Origin of the sequence: Micromonospora chalcea, assembly GCF_028768405.1 — a bacterium.
GTDB classification, from domain to species: Bacteria; Actinomycetota; Actinomycetes; order Mycobacteriales; family Micromonosporaceae; genus Micromonospora; species Micromonospora chalcea.
In genome coordinates this window covers 6,621,781-6,638,571 of sequence record NZ_CP118233.1, presented here as the reverse complement: position 1 = coordinate 6,638,571, position 16,791 = coordinate 6,621,781, and the positions used below count along the sequence as shown (strand labels likewise).

At 69.6% G+C, this 16,791-nt stretch carries 16 protein-coding genes; 9 read left to right on the top strand and 7 right to left on the bottom strand.

Going from position 1 to position 16,791, the window contains the following annotated elements:
• The first annotated feature begins 79 nt into the window (after nucleotides 1–79).
• A complete protein-coding gene (locus tag PVK74_RS30130; protein ID WP_047893960.1) occupies nucleotides 80–667 on the top strand; it encodes a TetR/AcrR family transcriptional regulator in 588 nt (195 codons plus the stop codon).
• A 99-nt stretch (nucleotides 668–766) separates the two neighbouring features.
• On the opposite strand, the gene PVK74_RS30125 is transcribed toward PVK74_RS30130, so the two are convergent.
• From PVK74_RS30125 to PVK74_RS30110, 4 genes are all read right to left on the bottom strand, one after another.
• Nucleotides 767–2,533, bottom strand: a complete 1,767-nt coding sequence (locus PVK74_RS30125; RefSeq protein ID WP_208812866.1) for a hypothetical protein — start codon at nucleotides 2,531–2,533, stop codon at nucleotides 767–769.
• Between the two features lie 881 nt (nucleotides 2,534–3,414).
• Nucleotides 3,415–3,771 carry a DsrE family protein gene (locus tag PVK74_RS30120; protein ID WP_187690160.1) on the bottom strand — a complete coding sequence of 119 codons (357 nt, stop codon included), beginning with the start codon at nucleotides 3,769–3,771 and terminating at the stop codon, nucleotides 3,415–3,417.
• 15 nt (nucleotides 3,772–3,786) lie between these two features.
• On the bottom strand, nucleotides 3,787–4,992 hold the full coding sequence (locus tag PVK74_RS30115) for an NAD(P)/FAD-dependent oxidoreductase (protein WP_208812868.1): 1,206 nt from the start codon (nucleotides 4,990–4,992) through the stop codon (nucleotides 3,787–3,789).
• 71 nt (nucleotides 4,993–5,063) lie between these two features.
• Nucleotides 5,064–6,422: an MBL fold metallo-hydrolase gene (locus tag PVK74_RS30110; RefSeq protein ID WP_274477756.1), complete on the bottom strand. Its 1,359-nt coding sequence runs from the start codon at nucleotides 6,420–6,422 to the stop codon at nucleotides 5,064–5,066.
• Between the two features lie 98 nt (nucleotides 6,423–6,520).
• On the opposite strand from PVK74_RS30110, the gene PVK74_RS30105 reads away from it, so the two are divergent.
• From PVK74_RS30105 to PVK74_RS30085, 5 genes are read left to right on the top strand one after another with little or no spacing between them, the layout of a single operon-like run.
• The gene (locus PVK74_RS30105; RefSeq protein ID WP_208812869.1) at nucleotides 6,521–7,342 is read left to right on the top strand and encodes a GntR family transcriptional regulator; all 822 of its coding nucleotides are present in this window, start codon (nucleotides 6,521–6,523) and stop codon (nucleotides 7,340–7,342) included.
• The gene (locus PVK74_RS30100) at nucleotides 7,339–7,680 is read left to right on the top strand and encodes a rhodanese-like domain-containing protein (RefSeq protein ID WP_208812871.1); all 342 of its coding nucleotides are present in this window, start codon (nucleotides 7,339–7,341) and stop codon (nucleotides 7,678–7,680) included. Before PVK74_RS30105 ends, PVK74_RS30100 begins: the two co-directional genes overlap by 4 nt.
• A complete protein-coding gene (locus tag PVK74_RS30095; protein WP_274477755.1) occupies nucleotides 7,677–8,510 on the top strand; it encodes a sulfite exporter TauE/SafE family protein in 834 nt (277 codons plus the stop codon). Before PVK74_RS30100 ends, PVK74_RS30095 begins: the two co-directional genes overlap by 4 nt.
• Before the next feature lie 33 nt (nucleotides 8,511–8,543).
• Complete coding sequence (locus PVK74_RS30090; RefSeq protein WP_274477754.1) at nucleotides 8,544–9,128, top strand: rhodanese-like domain-containing protein; 585 nt, start codon at nucleotides 8,544–8,546, stop codon at nucleotides 9,126–9,128.
• 9 nt (nucleotides 9,129–9,137) lie between these two features.
• Nucleotides 9,138–9,659: a methyltransferase family protein gene (locus tag PVK74_RS30085; RefSeq protein ID WP_187691561.1), complete on the top strand. Its 522-nt coding sequence runs from the start codon at nucleotides 9,138–9,140 to the stop codon at nucleotides 9,657–9,659.
• On the opposite strand, the gene PVK74_RS30080 is transcribed toward PVK74_RS30085, so the two are convergent.
• Nucleotides 9,630–10,859, bottom strand: coding sequence for a cysteine--tRNA ligase (locus tag PVK74_RS30080; RefSeq protein ID WP_274477753.1), 1,230 nt, complete (start codon nucleotides 10,857–10,859; stop codon nucleotides 9,630–9,632). The two genes, PVK74_RS30085 and PVK74_RS30080, sit on opposite strands and share 30 nt — an antisense overlap.
• A 152-nt stretch (nucleotides 10,860–11,011) precedes the next feature.
• Between PVK74_RS30080 and lgt the strand changes: the two genes are divergently transcribed.
• From lgt to PVK74_RS30065, 3 genes are all read left to right on the top strand, one after another.
• Nucleotides 11,012–11,896: a prolipoprotein diacylglyceryl transferase gene (gene lgt / locus PVK74_RS30075; protein WP_187691560.1), complete on the top strand. Its 885-nt coding sequence runs from the start codon at nucleotides 11,012–11,014 to the stop codon at nucleotides 11,894–11,896.
• A 186-nt stretch (nucleotides 11,897–12,082) separates the two neighbouring features.
• Nucleotides 12,083–12,331, top strand: a complete 249-nt coding sequence (locus PVK74_RS30070) for a hypothetical protein (RefSeq protein WP_274477752.1) — start codon at nucleotides 12,083–12,085, stop codon at nucleotides 12,329–12,331.
• A gap of 401 nt (nucleotides 12,332–12,732) precedes the next feature.
• Nucleotides 12,733–13,977: an IS701 family transposase gene (locus tag PVK74_RS30065; RefSeq protein WP_274479311.1), complete on the top strand. Its 1,245-nt coding sequence runs from the start codon at nucleotides 12,733–12,735 to the stop codon at nucleotides 13,975–13,977.
• 390 nt (nucleotides 13,978–14,367) lie between these two features.
• Here PVK74_RS30065 and PVK74_RS30060 read toward each other — a convergent pair whose 3' ends face one another.
• Entirely contained in the window at nucleotides 14,368–15,252 is an 885-nt protein-coding gene (locus PVK74_RS30060) for a bifunctional diaminohydroxyphosphoribosylaminopyrimidine deaminase/5-amino-6-(5-phosphoribosylamino)uracil reductase RibD (RefSeq protein WP_274477751.1), read from the bottom strand.
• Nucleotides 15,252–16,472 carry an NsdA family TPR-like regulatory protein gene (locus tag PVK74_RS30055; RefSeq protein ID WP_274477750.1) on the bottom strand — a complete coding sequence of 407 codons (1,221 nt, stop codon included), beginning with the start codon at nucleotides 16,470–16,472 and terminating at the stop codon, nucleotides 15,252–15,254. The genes PVK74_RS30060 and PVK74_RS30055 overlap by 1 nt, the downstream gene beginning before the upstream one ends.
• Between the last annotated feature and the right edge of the window lie 319 nt (nucleotides 16,473–16,791).

Genomic DNA, 16,791 nt, shown 5'->3' with positions numbered 1-16,791 from the left:
CCCCGAATACTGTCCGGTATCTGGATACCCAACGGTATCTGGATACCGGATCGAATGTCAATGGGATAGGTTTGGTGCCATGGCTGAACGACTCACCCGAGCACAGCAGCAAGAGGCCACTCGGGCGCGCCTGCTGGACGCTGCGGAGACCCGCTTCGGCGATCGAGGGATTCACCAGACCTCTCTGGATGAGATCGCCGCGTCCGCCGGCCTGACCAAGGGCGCCATATACGCGAACTTCGGCAGCAAGAACGACCTCATCGCGGCGATCCTGGAACGCAAGCTCAGCACCGACGAACCACATCCCCCGAGCCGGTCCCTGGCCGCGTGGGTGGGTCGCCTCAGCGACAGCTACGAGTCCAACGTCGACCGTGCTGAGATTCGCCGCTTCGCAATGGCGTTCGTCGAGCTCTGGCTCTACGGCATGCGCAACGAATCCGCTCGGGCTCCGCTAACCCAGTGGCTCCAAACCGTCCGCGACGCCCACGCCAAGGAGGCCACCGCACTGGCCGGTGACGATCTCCCCCTGCCGGCCGATCAGCTAGCCACGTTGCTCTTGGCGCTCGACATTGGCGTGGGTCTCCAGCGCTGGCTGGACCCCCAAGCAGTGCCGGCCGAGGTTTACACGACCGGCGTCAAAGCGATCCTGGGACGCGAGCGTCCTTAATGGCACTGCCCGGCGGGATCACCTGGAAAGGATCATGGCCCCGTCTTCGATCAAGGCGTCGCGCCATGCGGGATCACATTGACATCGGCGACCCCGAGGTCACCGTCGGCTGACGTCGGCTGCGTAGGTGGTCCAGTCTCCGGCGCAGGCGCGTTGCCATCGGACTGCGCCTTTGATGTCGATGCCGAGTACGCGTGCCAGGATCGCGGCGGGCAGTTCGGTGGCGAGCTGGAACAGTGCTGCGGTCCGCGCTTGCGTGACGTGAATACCGATCCGTGCCAGGCGGTCACGGAGCGCGCCGTCGGTGATGGGGCGCCCGGCGAGCCGGCCGGGGAACAGCCACGTCTGGCTGCCTACGTGGGTGTGGGAGCGGGTTCTGGCGGTGACTAGTTCGCGGGTCAGCGTGGCGAGCGGTTCGGGTATCTCGATGGGCCGGTCGCCGAGTCGTGTCCGCACGCTGTCGTCGGTGACCTGCAGGTGGCCGAGGGTGAGCCGGCTGACGTCGGCGGCGTTCTGGGCGTAGAGGACCACGAGAAGTCCGGCGACGCGGTCGGCCAGGTCGATGGTGTGGTCATGAAGGAGCCGGCGGGCGATCTCCCACCGGCGGTCGCCGTCGATGGGAGCACCTGGCCCGCCCCACTGCTGGACGGGTAGGTAGACCGCTGTCAGCTTGTTGGCGTTCGCCCAGCGTAGGAAGGCGCCGACTGCCTTGCTGTGGCGGATCTGGCCGCCGGCCAGCCACCGGTCGAGGTGGGTGTGGGCGCAGGTGGCCAAGGTCAGGTGGTTGGCGCTGAGCAGGTCGAGGAAGCTGATGACAGCGCGGGTCTGGTCCCGCACCGCGCTGCACTGATTGGTGTTGGCGTGGGTGCCTGCGACGCGACGGCGGAGCCGTCTGAGCAGGTGCCATACCGTGTATTGCTGTACGAGGTGCCGCTGCGCCGGGTCGGGGATGGCGTCGATGGTGGCGTGCAGCCACCGTTCCAGCCGGGCCAGGAGTTCGTCGCGGGGCGGCAGCGCTCCCGCGCCGACGAGTAGTTCTCGCAGGTACCGCCCGGCTTTGTCGGGCTCGAGCGCGTCGAAGGTGTCGTGCGTGAGCGGGGTGCGGCCGGTGGCGAGGTCGGACAGTAGGGAGCGGGCACGGGGCTGGCGATTCAGCCAGGCCGACACGTTCTGGGGCTGGTCGCCGGCCACGAGGAAGTCACGTAGTGCCTGCATCGGGGCGGGGATCGCGCCGGTGTGGTCGGCCAGGAGTTGGTCAAGCCGGTCGGTGAGCGCACAGCGCTTGCACACGGCGGCCGTGAGCTGGCCGGAGACGCCGCAGCGGGGACAGCTCAGCCAGTAACCAGGTTCGGCCCGGGTGCAGGCCGCGCACAGCGGCCGGTCGATCGTGCCGCTGCGTACGAGCCGGACGTGGCTGCAGCCGGTGCACCTCATCCGCCTGCTTCGGCAGGGCACGCACCAGGGCAAGCCCGTGGCTTTCGAGGTTTCGCAGTGCGCGAGGCGGCCGCAGATGGAGCACGCCTGCATCGGTGGCGGTGTCCGGCACGCCGCGCAGACCGGCCCGTCGTCGGTGCGGGCGTGAACACGACGGTGCCGGCCGCAGCGCACGCACGGCTTCAGGTTCGCCGGGTCGGTCGCGTTGCAATACCGGCACAGCGGGCGTCCCTGCAGATCGCGGGCAGACGGTTCGCGAACCTTGCCGCAGCGGCTGCATTCCACTTCACGGGACTTGCCGGCGCAGGTGTGGCAGACCCGCACTCCGTCGCGGTATTCGACCAGCGCAACAGTGCGCCGGCAACCGGGGCACTCGGGCGGGTGAATGCGGGTAGCTCCTCGTGCGCGGAGGTGGTCGATGAGCAGCAGCACCGTGTGGGTGGGCGCGTCGTGCCCTGATCCGGTGAGCAGGTCTGGGCGTTCTGTGACGGCCCAGGCGAGCCGTCGCAGCTGCTGGGGCTTGGGTGCCGACGCACGTATGGCTTCCTCGATTAGGTGAGCGGGTATGCCGGGGTCCACGGTGGCGACGGCCGCGGCGACCGCCTGCAGGCACGCGGCGCGGTCTGCCGGGGTGCAGCGGGCACACCGCGGACGCCCGTTCCCCGCCACGAGCGGCCGGTAACGGAAAGTGCATAAGTGAGAGGTAGGTGACAATATCGTCGCGTTGCGCCGCGCCCGCCGCTAAAGGAAGGCGGGCAGCAGCTCGGCCCGATTTGTGGCGGTTTGGACTCGGTTGTACGGGCTGCGAGGCGGTGCGTGGGACAGGCGAGGCCGGTGATGTCGTCCACGGTCATGCGGCGTTCCTGATCACGGCGGCATCCGTGTCAACGCGTTCGGCGATCTCCGCGCCGTAGCATTTCTGGGATTGGTTTGCCGATAGCCACGGCAAGGTGCTTTGCTGGTCGCTATGACGTCGGTTCCCGCCCCGGTTGGTGACATCTTCACGATGTGCCTGATCGCGGTGACGGGTCTGGCGGTCGATGACCGGCTGTGTATGCCCGGCGTCGCCTGCGGCTGACCGGTCTGCGACCGGTATCGCCCGGCGGCGCCTTCCGGCCTTGTCGACCGCGAGCTGAGGACTTCCCGCTGATGTCAACGATCCCTGTTTCCTCTGTCCAGCCCACGCGTGCTCGGGTGTCTTCTCCCGATGGCGCGGCTATGGGTGGCTTTCGGGCTTTATGGCGTCGCGCCGTGTGCGCGGTGAGCGCGGCGCACCGCGCGAAAGTGCCGTTCTGACGGTTCTGTTCGGCCGGTTAGGGCTTGAGGTAGGACCAGCCGGCGCGTTGCTTGCGGATGAGTTCGGCGACACCGGCGGGCACGATGTGGACGCCGTCGATCAGGTCTTCGGCGGTGAGGTGCTGGCTGCGCATGGTGTTGGCGCAGGCCGCCACCGTCACGCCTTCGGTGATCAGGGCGGTGACGGCGGCGGCGTGCGGGGTCAATGTCCGGCAGATGTCGAGTCCGGGGCCGTGGGCGACCAGTTCGGTGGGGGTGTCCTCGCCGAGTTCGGCGCGCAGATTGTTGATGTTGCGCAGGACGGCCTGGTGGTGGTCGGGGTCGGCGTCGTTGAGGTGGATCACGACGCCCGGCGGTGCCGGTGGGCTGGTCAACGGGTCTCTCTTCGGTCAGGCGCGGCCGCGGAGCATGAGGTTCCAGTACAGGGCGGGTAGCCCGTAGCGCTTGAGGTACCACATGTCGGTGCGTTCGTGGGTGGTGTCGATGAACGGGATGCTCGGGGCGGGTTGCATGGTGTAGTCGAATTCGGCGAGCAGCATCTTGTTGCGGGCGGTGGTGAGCGGGCAGGACGCGTATCCGTCGTAGGAGGCGGGTAGTGGCCGGCCTTTGATGGTGGCGGCCAGGTTGCGGGCGACGACGGGTGCTTGTTTGCGGATGGCCGCGCCGGTTTTGGAGTTGGGGCTGTTGCCGGCGTCGCCGAGGGCGTACACGTTTGGGTAGCGGGTGTGCTGCAGGGTGTGTTTGTCGATCTGGACGTAGCCGGCCGGGTTGTCGGGGTCGGCGAGGCTGGTGGCCTTGAGCCAGTCGGGGGCGGACTGGGGTGGGACGACGTGCATCAGGTCGTAGCTGATGGCTTGTTTGCTGTCGTCGGCGTGGTCCACGACGATGGCTTGGCGGCCGGCGCCGTCGACTTCGACGAGTTCGCTGTTCTTGTGCACTTCGATGCCGTAGCGGGCGACGACGCGTTCGAGTTCGTCGGCGAAGACTTTGACGCCGAACATGCCGGGGGTGGGTAGGACCAGCACGACCCGGATGTCGTTCAGGACGCCTTGCTGGCGCCAGTAGTCGGCGGCGAGGTAGGCGATCTTCTGCGGGGCGCCGGCGCATTTGATCGGCCCGGCCGGCATGGTGAACACGGCGGTGCCTGAGCGCAGGTTGCGGATCAGTTCCCAGGTCTTCGGGGCGGTGGCGTAGGTGTAGTTGCTGGAGACCGCCGGGGTGTCCATGGCGTCGGCCATGCCGGGGATTTTGCCCCAGTCCAGTTGGATGCCAGGACAGACCACGAGGTGGTCGTAGCTGATCCGGGCGCCGGTGCCTGTGGTGACGACCTGGTTGTCGGCGTCGATCGCCGTGGCGGAGTCCTTGATCCAGGCGACGCCTTTGGGCATGACCGACGCCTGCGGGCGGGCGCTTTCCTTGGCGGGTGCGCAGCCGCCGCCGACCAGTGTCCACAGCGGCTGGTAGTAGTGGGTGTCGGCGGGGTCGAGCAGGGCGACGTCGGGGGCTTGGGCGTGGCGTAGCCGGGCGGCGACGTCGATGCCGGCGCTGCCGCCGCCGATGATCAGGATGCGGTGGTGCATGGTGGGTGTGCTCATGACGGTGCCTCCATGGGGTGTGAGGTCGTCGGCGGACACGATCCGTCGGCGTGAACCGGTGGGGGTAGGGGTTAGCCGGTGGCCTGGCCGGAGTCGACGGCGGTGGCGTACTCGTCGTCGATGAGCACGACGTCGTGGCCGGCGCGGTCGAGCAGGCTGGCGGCGATGCTGGCGCGGAAGCCGCTGGCGCAGTGCACCCACAGCGGTCCCGGCGGCACCTTGTCGAGGTTGTTGAGCAGTGAGTGCAGCGGCAGGTGGGTGGAGCCGGGCACGTTGCCGTGGGCGCGTTCGTCGTCGCGGCGTACGTCCAGGACGGTGACCGGGTCGCCGGCCTGTTGGGCGGCGGCGAGGTCGGCGAAAGTCGCGCGGCGGTAGCCGCGGAGGTCGTGGCCGTCGGCGAGGTCCTGCGGGGTCCCGACGGCGCTGCCGTCGGGGCGGTCGATGCCGATGCGCACCAGCTGGCGCTGGGCGTCGGCGATCTGTTGCGGGTTTTCCCCGATGAGGGTCAGGCTGGTGCCCCAGGGGATCAGCCAGCCGAGGTAGGTGGCGAACTGCTGGCCCAGGGCGATACCGATGGTGCCGCTCAGGTGCTCGGCGGCGTACGCGGTGCGGTCGCGCAGGTCGACCACCCACTCGCCGGCGCTGATGCGTTTGTGCAGCTCGGCCGGGTTGACCTGGTGCGGTGGGGACAGGTCGACGGGGCCGGCGCCGTCGCGGTTACGGGCACCCATGTGGGCGTAGTAGGCGGGGTAGGCGGTCAGACCGGCGACCAGCTTCGCCACGAACGTGTCCTCGTCCGGTGCGGTCAGCGCGTCGTTACGAGCCTTCTCCTGGCCCATCGTGCTGTCCTGGCCGCCGGCGGCGGACCCGGAGGAGCAGAAGCTGCCGAACCCGTGGGTGGGGAAGATCCGCGCGTCGTCGTCGAGCAGACCGGCGAGGTGGTGCGCGGAGCGGTACTGCGCCCGGGTGAGTTCCTCGGTGCGGGCCGGGTCGATCAGGTCGGTGCGCCCGACACTGCCGTAGAGGACCGATCCTCCGGTGAATACCGCGGCCGGGGTGTGGCCGCCGGTGATCACGTAGCTGAGGTGGGTGTCGGTGTGTCCCGGGGTGGCCACGACCTGGATCTGCATGTCCCCGACGTCGAGCCGATCACCGTCCGCCACCGACTGGCGGTTGAAGGTGACTTCGTCGGCGCCGTTGACCGCGTACGGGGCGCCGTGCTGGTGGGCCAGTTGCAGCCCGCCGGAGACGTAGTCGTTGTGGATGTGCGTCTCCAGCACCATCGCGCAGCGCAGCCCGTGCTCGTCCAGTACCGCCTGCAAACGGTCCAGGTCACGCTGTGGATCGATCACGATCGCGAGCTGCCCGTCGTGGGCGATGTAGCTGCGGTCGCCGAGCTCGTTGGTCTGTACCACTGCCACGTCCACCACGACGAAACCCCCACCTTGCCATCGAGTCCGAATGTCCGTACATTACGTGGAGTCAAGGTGAACGTCAAGTAGAGCGACGAGACGAAGGCGGGGCGGGGATGAGCGAGTCAGGGCCCGCGCGGGTGGACCGGGCGAGCGCGCTGCCGTTGTGGGCGCAGGTCCACGCCGATCTGCGCCGCCGGGTCGAGACCGGCGAGTTCGCCACAGCGTTCCCGGGCGAGCTGGTCTTGATCGAGCAGTACGCGGTCAGCCGGCACACCGTCCGCGAGGCGCTGCGGCGGCTACGCGACGACGGCGTCGTGGTCGCCGAACGCGGGCGCCAGCCACGACTGGCCGGCACCGCGGAGATCGAACAGCCCCTCGGCGCCCTGTACAGCCTGTTCGCCGCCGTGGAAGCCGCCGGTCAGGACCAGCACAGCGTCGTACGCCGCCTCGACGTCCGCGCCGACGCGGTCGTCGCCGTACGCCTGGGCCTGGAGGAGTCGACCCCGCTGCTCTACCTGGAACGGCTGCGGCTGGCCGACGGGCAACCTCTGGCCGTGGACCGGGTGTGGCTGCCCGCCCAGATCGCCGCGCCCCTGCTGGACGCCGACTTCACCCACACCGCCCTCTACACCGAACTGGCCGCCCGCTGCGGGATCCGCCTCACCGGCGGCCGCGAGAACATCCGCGCCGTGATACCCACCCACGCCGAACGGACCCAGCTCGGCATCGACGACACCGTCGCCGCGTTCGCCATCGAACGACTCTCCGAGCACCACGGCCGGCCCCTGGAATGGCGCACCACCCTCGTACGCGGTGACCGGTTCAGCGTCACCGCCGCGTTCACCGCCCGCACCGGCTACCGCCTCGACGTCACCGGACCCGCACCCCGGCCACGTCGCCGTCCGCACGCCGCCACCCTCACGGAGCCCCGATGACCACACCAGAAGTCACCGACGTCGACGCTGCCACCGCCGAGAAACTCGTCAGCGAGGGCGCTGTCACCCTCGTCGACGTCCGCGAACCCGACGAATGGGCCGCCGGGCACGCCCCGCACGCCCTGCACCTGCCCCTCGGCTCCCTCAACCCCGCCGACGTGCCCGCCGGCCGACCCGTCATCGCGGTCTGCCGCTCCGGGAAACGCTCCACCATCGCGACCGGAAAACTGCTCGCCGCCGGCCTGGACGCCCGTAACCTCACCGGCGGCATGACCGCCTGGGCCCAGGCCGGACTGCCCGTGCGCACCGACGACGGCCGCGAGGGGACAGTGGCGTGATCCTGTTCGCCGCCGCCGGCCTGGGACTGCTCATCGGAGCGGTCCTGGGCGCGCTCGGCGGCGGCGGCGCCATCCTCACCGTCCCCGCCCTGGTCTACCTGCTCGGGCAAAACCCACAGGACGCCACCACCAGCAGCCTGATCATCGTCGGGCTCACCGCCGTCGTCGGCGCCGTCGGGCACGCCCGCTCCCGCCACGTGCGCTGGCCGACCGGCATCGCGTTCGGTGTCGCCGGGATCGCCGCCGCCGTGGCCGGAACCGCCGCCAACCGGCACGTCGAGCCACACATCCTGCTCCTCGGCTTCGCCGCCCTGATGACCCTCGCCGCGATCGGCATGCTCGCCCGCGCCCGCCACGAACCCGCCGCCCCCCACGACGACGAACCCGACCCCTCGACCGGCAGCACGAGCCGTACCGGTACCGCCCAGCTCACCCGAGCCGCCGCTCCCGCCCGCTCCCGCACCGGCACCGCCGCCAAGGTCGTCATCGCGGGTCTGCTCGTCGGGTTCCTCACCGGCTTCCTCGGCGTCGGCGGCGGCTTCGTCATCGTCCCCGCCCTGGTCATCGTCCTCGACCTGCCGATGCCGGTCGCCGTCGGCACTTCCCTGCTGATCATCGCGATCAACTCCGCCGCGTCGCTGGCCGCCCGCACCGGCCACGCCCACTTCGACTGGACGATCATCATCCCGTTCACCCTCGCCGCGATGGCCGCCAGCCTCGCCGGCAAGAAGATCGCCGACCGGCTCCCACAAACTGTCACCACCCGGGCGTTCGCCGTGCTGATCCTCGCCGTCGCCGCCTACACCGCCGGACACACCCTGCTCACCTGACAAGCCCGGACATCCGAACGAAGGAGAAACTCTGTGACCACCTCGGCCCCGGACCGCCTCGACGTCACCGCCCTGTTCCAGCGGCTCACCGGCGGCGGGCAGGTGAGCATCGTCGACGTGCGGACCCCGGCCGAGTACGAGACCACCCACATCGACGGCGCCGTGAACGTGCCACTGACCGTCATCGAAAGTCACGCCCCACAGGTCGCCGCCCGCCTCGACGGCGATGTCGTGCTGATGTGCCAGTCCGGCACCCGCGCCGAGCAAGCCCGCCGCCGCCTCACCGCAGCCGGCGCCGGCGGCCTGCGGGTCCTCGATGGCGGTGTCGAGCAGTACGCCGTCACCGGCGGCGACATCGTTCGCGGCAGGGCCCGCTGGTCGCTGGAACGTCAGGTACGCCTGGTCGCCGGCGGCCTCGTCCTGGCCGGGCTGGCCGCCGGCCTACGCGCCCCCAAGGCCCGCTGGCTCGCCGCGGGTATCGGCGCCGGACTGACCTTCTCCGCCCTGAGCGACACCTGCACCATGGGCCGCATCCTGTCCGCCCTGCCCTACAACCGCGGCCCCCGCGATCACACCCCGGCCGAGATCATCGACCGGCTGCCCGCCATCACGGCCTGACCCGCCGGCATGCATGCCGCACCTCACTCCGGCGCCGGCTCCCGGCCGCAGATAATCGCGTGGAGTCTCGTCGCCGCGCAGCTGCTGCTCATCGCGGCGGTCGCTGTCGCGCCGGCCCGACCGGGCTGGCCCGTACCATGGCCGGTGCGGCTGGCCGGCGCAGCCGTCACGGTTGCCGGGGCGGTGCTCGCCGCAGCCGCCGCGGCCGGACTCGGCCGCGGCCTGACCGCCTCACCGCTACCCAACGACGCTGCCCGCCTGCGCACCACCGGGCTCTACCGCCGGGTACGCCACCCCGTCTACAGCGGACTGCTCCTGGCCGCCGCCGGGTGGATCATCGCCTCCGGCAGCCTGCCTCGGGCCATCGCCGCCGTGGCTCTGGCCGCGCTGCTCGCCGCGAAGTCCCGCTGGGAGGAAACCCAGCTCACCCGCCGTTTCCCCGACTACCCGGCGTACGCGGCCCGGACCCCGCGCTTCATGCCGCGCCCCTGGCCGCGTCGCTCACGCCAGGGCCAGCACCCGCAGCAGTAGCCGCGCCGCGTCGCCGCCGGCGTCCACCGCCACCTCGACCGCCTGGGGCACGTCGAGGTCGTCGAGCAGGGCCGCAACGACAACACCGATGGCGGCCTCACCGGTGCCACCCGGGCGGCCGGCCGCCGCGTACAGCTGCTCGAGCCGGGCCGCCGCCGTGTCGAGATCACCGGGACGATACTGCCACACCGACCGCCACGGCCGGTCCAGCAGCAGCATCCGCACCGCCGCCGGGGAATGATCACGCAACAGATCGGCGACCAGGGTCAGGTTGCCGGTCGACTTGGCCATCTTGGTGCCGTCCTGATGCACCGCCCCCACGTGCAACCGCGCCCGCGCGAACGGTGCCACCGACGTGACCGCCTCGACCATCGCCGCCTGATACGCGTGGTGGGGGAACACCAGATCCTCCCCACCGGCCAGCACGTCCACACTCGGCCCGAACACCGACAGCGCCATCGCCGCGCACTCCGCGTGCCAGCCCGGGCGGCCCGGCCCCCACGGGCTCGGCCACGCCGGCTGGCCCTCACCCGACGGCCGCCACACCGCCACGTCGAACGGGTCGTCACGACGCGGATCCTGCGGATCGTCGCCGTACTCCGAGCTCCGCGCGAGCGCCTCCGCACGCGACAACCCGCACGCCGCGGCAACCTGCGCCCCACGGAAGTACACGAACCCGTCCCGCAGATACGCCCGCCCGCCGGCCAGCAGGGCCCCGGCGAGCTGCTGCACTGCGCTGATGTGATGCCGCGCCCGCGGCTCGTGCGCCGGACGCCGCACCCGCAACGCGGTCATGTCCTTGTCGAACAGGTACTCCTGCTGCAACGCGAACTGGTCGAAGTCACTGCCGCGCAGACCCGCGGCCCGGGTCAGCACATCATCGACATCAGTGACGTTGCGGCAACCGAGCGTCTCCACCCCGGCCAGCCGCCACACCGACGCCAGCAGATCCGACCACACGAACGTCGCCGCGTGCCCCAGATGCGTCACGTCATACGGGGTGATCCCACACGTGTACACCCGAGCCGTACCGACCACCGGCACGACCGCACCCGACAGCCGTAACGCGGCCCCGGAACCGGCCGCACCCTGCCCGGGGTGGTTCGAAAAGACCGTGCCGGCCGCGTGCGAAGAGGTCATGACCCCATGATGCGCCCGCACGCGCCGACCTGCCCCGCAGGCCGCACCCAACGCCCCCACGGCTTCGGCACCACCAACCCGTGGACAACGGCGGCCACGCCCGGCGGTAACGTGCCAAGCGAGCATGCCTGGCCAGTGGCCGGGCCTACCGTGACCTCGACCCGGCGCCGAGGCCGACTGCGGCGAGCACCGGCATGCCGGCGGGAGACACCATGATCTTGACCTATCTGCCCAGTCCCTCCCGGGGAGTCTGGCACCTGGGCCCCCTACCCGTACGCGCGTACGCGTTCTGCATCCTGGCCGGCATCATCGTGGCGGTCCTGATCACCCGCCGCCGGTGGGTCGCCCGCGGCGGCCGCGCCGAAGACGTCCTCGACGTGACCGTCTGGGCGGTCCCGTTCGGCATCATCGGCGGCCGGCTCTACCACGTCATCACCGACCCAGAGCTGTACTTCACCGCCGGCCACCACCCCATCCAGGCGCTGTACATCTGGGACGGCGGCCTCGGCATCTGGGGCGCGGTGGCCTTCGGCGCGCTCGGCGCCTGGATCGGCTGCCGCCGCCGCGGCATCGCCCTGACCGCCTACGCCGACGCCCTCGCACCTGGCCTGGTCGTCGCCCAGGCCATCGGCCGGTGGGGTAACTACTTCAACCAGGAACTCTACGGCCGGGCCACCACCCTGCCGTGGGCGCTGCACATCGACCCTGCTCACCGACCCGCCGACACCCCGACCGTCGCCCTCTACCACCCGACGTTCCTCTACGAATGCCTGTGGGACCTCGGCGTGGCCGGCCTGGTGATCTGGGCCGAACGCCGCTTCAAGCTCGGCGGCGGCCGCGCGTTCGCCCTCTACGTCGCCGCCTACACCGTCGGCCGCGCCTGGATCGAAGCCCTACGCGTCGACCACGCCAACCACATCCTCGGCCTGCGCCTTAACGACTGGACTTCCCTGATCATCTTCCTCGCCGCCGTCCTCTACCTCTGGCGAGGCCCACGAACGGCGAACGACCCGGCCACCCGAGTGAGCACGCCGGACGAGCCCGCGCCGCACCCCTCGAATGCATCGGAAGACAAGGACGCCGTGCAGCCCCGCTGAACCCTTCGCCGACGACGGCGAGGCGATCTTGTGCGCCGCGCGGTACGACCCTCCCCTCCCTGCTGCCGGAGGCGGGGCTGAACCACTGCTTCAGCGGTCCGAAGGGGCAGAATAGATCGGGTGAGGGCGTCGATTGTGTATTTCGCGGATTGCCCGAATTGACGGGCGGCCGGACAACGGTTGCGGGTGGCGTTGGACGCTGTCGGTCAGGCCGCGGTGAATGTCGAATTCGTGGTGGTCAGCAGCGAACCGGAGGCTGCGGCGGCCGGCTTGGCCGGGTCGCCGACGTTCCTGATCGACGGGGTCGACCTGCTCGGAAACGAAGCGGTACCGGCGGGGTTGACCTGCCGGGTTTTCCGGACAGAGTCCGGGAGCCTCGCCGGGTTGCCCGAGGTAGCCGACCTGGCCAGGGCGTTGAGGAAGAGGGTCGTGTGATGACGCCGGCCGATGGCTCGATCCGACCCGTCGATATGGCTGCTGCGGTAACACCTTCGCCGCCGACGAGGTCGCCGAGCTCGGCATGACGCCGGGTGTGTTCGTGTGCACCGGGTGCGCGTTGTGGGCGGCACGGCGGGCGACCACCTTCGCTGTGGTGCGGCGGCTGCCGGCCGCGTCACTGAAGGCGCTGGTGCGCTGGGCCCGTCCGCACGCCCACGCGTTGAGCCTAGTACTCCAGCCGGGGATGTTGACCTCGGCTGAGCTGCGGTTCGGTGCGGTGGGGGTACGAGGGCAGCCACCGTCGATCATGGGCGGTTGTGTGGACTGACCATGATGCAGCGGTGGCTGCCGGATACAGGGTAGACGCCCAGCGGTGGCGGGTGTTGTTCGACGACCTGATGTTGACGGTCGGGCAGCGTTTCCGCAGGCCCGAGCCGCGTCGGCGGGTGTGTGACTTCGTTCGGGGGCTGTTGGCGCCGCTACCGCGGAAGAACTGCTGGAGCATCGCCGAACACGCCGGGGACGCCGGCCCGGACGGGATGCAGGACCTGCTGACCCGGGTGACGTGGGACGACGCCGAGGTTCGTGCCGATGTCCGCGAGTTCGTCGGTGAGCATCTCGGTGATGGTGAGGCCGTGCTGGTCATCGATGAGACGGGTGATCTGAAGAAGGGTCGGCACACCGTCGGGGTGCAGCGGCAGTATTCGGGCACCGCCGGGAAGATCGAGAACTGCCAGCTCGCCGTGCACCTGGTCTATGCCACCGAGGCTGCTCACGCGATGCTCGACACGGCCCTCTACCTGCCGAAGTCGTGGTGCGACGACCCCGAACGACGTGCCGAGGCCGGTGTCCCTGAGCAGGTGCGCTTCGCGACGAAACCACAGCTGGCGGCCCGCATGATCGCCGCCGCGGTCACCGCTGGGCTGCCGTGCCGGTGGGCGGCCGGCGACGAGGCCTACGGCAACGACCCGCGGCTGGCCGCCCGGCTGCGTCAACTACGACTGGGCTATGTCCTGGCCGTGGCCTGCTCACATCAGGTGATCACCGGCCTCGGCGTCTACCGCGTCGACGCCCTCGCCGCCGAGCTTCCCGACACCGCCTGGCAGCGAATTTCCGCCGGCCGGGGCGCAAAAGGCCACCGCTACTACGACTGGGCCTTCATCGCCCTGCCCCACGCCATCGATGACCAGAGCGGGCACCACTGGCTGCTGATCCGCCGCAGCCGTCGCACCGGTGAGCTGGCCTTCTACCGCTGCTGGTCACCCGAGGTCGTCGCGCTCGGCACTCTCGTCGCGATCGCCGGCCGCCGCTGGAAGATCGAGGAATCGTTCCAGGCCGCGAAGACCGGCCTCGGCCTCGACCAGCACCAACACCGCCGCTGGACCTCCTGGCACCGCTGGAACACCCTGGCGATCCTCGCCCACGCGTTCCTCGCCGCCGCGACCGCCGAGCACCGCAACCACTACCAGCCGGTCGGGCTGATCCCGCTGACCGTCAACGAGCTACGCCACCTGTTCCACATCCTGATCATCGAGCCCACCCGCCGGCGCTGCGACCCGCTGCTCTGGTCAATCCGCCGACGTCGCCACCAAGCCAAAGCCATGACCAGCCACTACGCCCGGCAAGCCCTCATCGAGCCGTGATCACGATCCCCGGCTGGAGTACTAGTCGTATGTCCGCCGACAATGGCTCGGACGTGAAGCCCGCCGACTGCGGGAGGAACATGATGTCACGGGCAAGTCGATCGTCCGCGCGCTGAGCTTTCCGAGGCGACAGATCAGCGCGCTGGAGAACGGGCATCTGGGCCGAATGTCGCTGTCGTCAGCGGAATCTGTGATTACCTCACGGTAGACGCGAGTCGGCGGACCGCGATTAGGGACGCCGCCGCCGACGGTTGGGCGCGTGGGTGCTGGCCGAGCAATCAACTCGGCGTACCTGTTCTAGGTTTACGCGCGTACTAGGTATGGCAGGCAGCGAATCGGCCGACCCCGGCTACGGCAGCAGCACAGACCCGGCCGTGCGATGTCGACTCGTTAAGGAGACGCGTTGGGCCGGCGAAGGCGAACACGCACGCACGTCCTCCCGGGCGAGATATCAGCCAGCTCGAAACCCGCCGTCGTGAGGTCTGCGGTGGCTGCCGCAATGACCCCCGTCGGTGCGGCTTTCTTGACGGCGATCACGATCTCGTCGACGCAGTCAAGGTTCTCGTGGAGTGCGCCGGAATGATCGGCTCCAACGGCCACGATGGTTCGTGAGCCGGTGGCGTAGCAGGCCGACAGCCACGATCGGAGATCAGCGCTCAGGTCGTGGGGCAGCGTGAAGTGTTCGGGCGCGTGACCGCCAGGGACTCCCTCTTCAAGGGTCTTGTCATTGAGCACGAGGTCTGTACGACTTCGCAGATCTACGGCCAGTTGCTCGTTGACAAGCTGGCTGTTCTGCTTGTCGAGGGCGTATGCCCAGATCAAGTAGGGACGGCGGCGGCGGGTGGCGGCGAGCCAGGGGCCGAGGACGGTGAGTGTCTCGTCGGGCAGCACGTTGGTCTCGACGTCAATGCCGTGGGCGGTGAGTACCGCGGCGCCACCATCGCCCCGGGAGGTCGGGTCGAGGACGCTGATGACGACGCGCGCGATGCCGGCGTCGATGAGTTCCTGCCGGCAGGCCGGGGTGACGCCGATGTGGTTGCAGGGTTCGAGCGTGACGACAGCGGTGCCGCCTTGCACTGCAGGGCCCGCTGCGCTTAGCGCGTTGACCTCGGCGTGTGCTTCTCCTTTGCACCGGTGATAGCCCTCGCCGATGGTTACGCCATATCGATCGAGGATGACGCAGCCGACGGGCGGGTTTGGGCTTGTGGTTCCCAGACCGATCGACGACAGAGTGATCGCTTGGCGCATCGCCGCGAGTTCGACGTCTGATGCCATCAGGTCATCTCCTGGAGGTCGTAGAGGAAGGCATGGACCTCTGGTAGCTGCTGGTGTCCGCTGACCGCGGCACCGAGTTGTGCGAGCTGATGCAAGACCCATCGCGATCCCGCTCGGCGTGCGATCGGCAGCGCGTGATGTGCCGCTGCCGCTGCCTGATCCGGTTGGCGTGCTGCGGCATGTGCCATCGCCTTGAGCAGCAGTGCTGACGCGAAGTCCTGGCGATGCCTGCGCGGAATTGCCGGAAGCGCCTGGTCGAGTACCTCGATCGCGGCCTGGGGCCTCTGTGCCAGCCGAAGGCATGCCCCGCGGTGTACTTCGATGTATCCGCTGGTGCAGTAGGAGGCGTGCTCGCCTTCCGGCTTTCCCGGGTAACGGTCCGCTGCCCAGCGGTGCGCGGAGTCGAGCAGCCGCATGGCTGATTGGTGCTCACCTGCCGCGGCGAGGGCGTGCGCGTGCTGCACACGGAGCGCCGCGCGCATCGGGCGAGGAAGCTTCGGGTCATGCAGCAGCGCGGCCTCTGCCTGCTCGACGGCTTCGGCGGCGCGCCCCGATGCCAGCCATTGTTGGCTGCTGCGGTAGGTGGCCCAGGCGGTCATCGGTGGGTCGGCGATCTCGTCTGCCCAGGCGAGGGCTTGTCGTGTTCGGCGGTGGCCGGCGGCGTGGTCGTTGAGAGATTGGTGAAGCCATGCCGCGGATTCGGCGTACTGGGCGGCGAGTCGAATGACGGCGGGTCGAAGTGCTTGGGGAACCCCGGACAGGGTGCCCTCGATCGTGGCCAGTTGCCTCGTGACACCCATCAGTGCGTACTCGGGACCGAACATCTTGTCGTTCTGCACCAGCAGATGCCACTGCTCGCGCAGGAGGTAGATGGCCTCTTCCCAGCTACCTGGCTGAGGCTCGACCGTAGGCCCTTCAGCTTCTACGCCGTCGCTACGTCGAGGGCTGTAAAGATCGAGATCCGCATCGGTGACAGCACCAAGCACCTGACGCAGAGCTGTCCGCCGCGCTTCGCTGGGCCACCGATGCTCACCGCGTTCCAGCTTGCCGACCCAGCGGGAGTCGACGTACTGGGCGGTGACGTCGCGGTCGGGATAGATCCGATCGAGCGCGGTGTTGACCGCATCGGCTAGCTCGCTACGGGACATACGCTGGCCGGGTCGCACAGGTGAGGGCAGCCGATGCCGGGCGTCGCTGAGCACGGTGTTCGGACTGATCATGGTGTCCGGATGACGAGGCACGAGTTCCCCTTACCCAGCCTGCTGAGCCCTGCCGACTATGCCACCGGCTGTCTCGATCATCCAGCCCTTACGCTGTCGCGCCGCGAGGGGACACGAAGTCGGACCGCAAGTCGGTATTCCCGCACCACTAACCATGAGTGATCGTGTCATGTGTAGCCGGTAAGGCTCTAGGGCGGCAGCCGGCCGCTTCGGAACCGACGTGGAAGTCAGGGAAGGCACGTGTCGCTGCTCGGCCAGCGACAGCAGCTCCCGCTACCCGATCCCGGCTGCGGAGGAAACGCGAAGTAGCCCACGGGCT

What these genes read in the sequence shown, in the direction of transcription:
- PVK74_RS30130 (WP_047893960.1), top strand. Translation starts at nt 80, where the DNA reads ATGGCTGAACGACTCACCCGAGCACAGCAGCAAGAGGCCACTCGGGCG.
- PVK74_RS30115 (WP_208812868.1), bottom strand. Translation starts at nt 4,992, where the DNA reads ATGAGCACACCCACCATGCACCACCGCATCCTGATCATCGGCGGCGGC.
- PVK74_RS30105 (WP_208812869.1), top strand. Translation starts at nt 6,521, where the DNA reads ATGAGCGAGTCAGGGCCCGCGCGGGTGGACCGGGCGAGCGCGCTGCCG.
- PVK74_RS30100 (WP_208812871.1), top strand. Translation starts at nt 7,339, where the DNA reads ATGACCACACCAGAAGTCACCGACGTCGACGCTGCCACCGCCGAGAAA.
- PVK74_RS30085 (WP_187691561.1), top strand. Translation starts at nt 9,138, where the DNA reads ATGCATGCCGCACCTCACTCCGGCGCCGGCTCCCGGCCGCAGATAATC.
- lgt (WP_187691560.1), top strand. Translation starts at nt 11,012, where the DNA reads ATGATCTTGACCTATCTGCCCAGTCCCTCCCGGGGAGTCTGGCACCTG.
- PVK74_RS30065 (WP_274479311.1), top strand. Translation starts at nt 12,733, where the DNA reads ATGTTGACGGTCGGGCAGCGTTTCCGCAGGCCCGAGCCGCGTCGGCGG.
- PVK74_RS30060 (WP_274477751.1), bottom strand. Translation starts at nt 15,252, where the DNA reads ATGGCATCAGACGTCGAACTCGCGGCGATGCGCCAAGCGATCACTCTG.
- PVK74_RS30055 (WP_274477750.1), bottom strand. Translation starts at nt 16,472, where the DNA reads ATGATCAGTCCGAACACCGTGCTCAGCGACGCCCGGCATCGGCTGCCC.